1 protein-coding gene is annotated in these 1,154 nt (G+C 77.1%); it reads left to right on the forward strand.

The genetic code is table 11. The features are described 5' to 3' along the window. On the forward strand, nucleotides 1-1,154 hold a 1,154-nt coding region (locus EDC03_RS17340), incomplete at both ends, for a DUF222 domain-containing protein (RefSeq protein ID WP_158674350.1).

The following is a 1,154-nucleotide window of genomic DNA, read 5'->3' on the forward strand; positions in this document are numbered from 1 at the left end:
GCCATGACCACCGACGGCGCGGGCACGACGACCGGCGTCGTCACGCCCGTCGCCGTGACGGCACTGGTCCCGGCCAGCGCCCTCGCGGACGGGGTGACGGTGCTGACCGCGGCGGTCGACGCCCTGCTGGCCGCGCCGTTGTGGCAGACCTCCGACGCCGGGGTCCGTGAGGCCGTCGTGGAGCTCGAGCGGCAGGCCGCCCGCCTCGAGGCCGTCCGGCTGCGAGTACTCGCCGCCGCCGACGAGCGACGCGTCGGCACCGTCGCCGGAGCACCCTCGACGGCTGACTGGTTGGTCGGCGCGACCACCACCCGCGCCGAGCACGCCCGCCGCCGCGTCGACCTCGCGGTCGCCCTGCAGACCGACCTGTCCGCCGCCGGGGCCGCCCTCGCGCAGGGACGGGTCACCGGTGACCAGGCCGGTGTCGTCCACACCGTCATGACCCGGCTGCCCGCCGCCGTGGACGCGGCGACGAGGGCCGACGCGGAGGCCTTCCTGCTCGAGCAGGCAGCGCACCTTGACCCCCGGCGCCTGGCGCAGGTCGGCCGGCGGCTGATCGCGCGCCTGGATGCCGGTGCGGACGACGACCTCGCCCGGACCGAGGCCGGCCAGGAACGACGCCGCCAGCTGCGCTGCACCCAGGCCGACGACGGCACCTGGCTGCTGTCCGGCCAGCTCGACCCCGTCGCCGGCACCACCCTCATGAGTGCCCTCGAACACCTCGCCGCACCCCGACCCGCGCAGGACGGCACCCCCGACACCCGCCCGCACCCCCGCCGGCTGGCCGACGCCCTGGTACAGGTCGCACAGGCCCACCTCGCCGGAGCCACCGGCACGGCCTCCAGCCGGCCCCGCCTGGTGGTGACCGTGCCGCTGGCGACGCTGCTGGACCCCGCCGCGCCCGGTGCGGACCCCGCGACGCTGCCGGGCGGTCACCCCTTGTCCGCCGAGCAGACCACCCTGCTGGCCTGCGACGCCCAGCTCGTCCCCGTCCTCGTGGACGACGACCGGCCGCTGGACGTGGGCCGGTCGGTCTACTCCTGGCCGGACAAGGTGCGCACCGCCGTCCGCCTGCGCGACCGCACCTGCACCTGGGGCGGCTGCAGCCGTCCGGCCGAGTGGGGCCACATCCACCACCTCACCCCCTGGTCGAA

Source organism: Pseudokineococcus lusitanus (assembly GCF_003751265.1).
GTDB lineage: Bacteria > Actinomycetota > Actinomycetes > Actinomycetales > Quadrisphaeraceae > Pseudokineococcus > Pseudokineococcus lusitanus.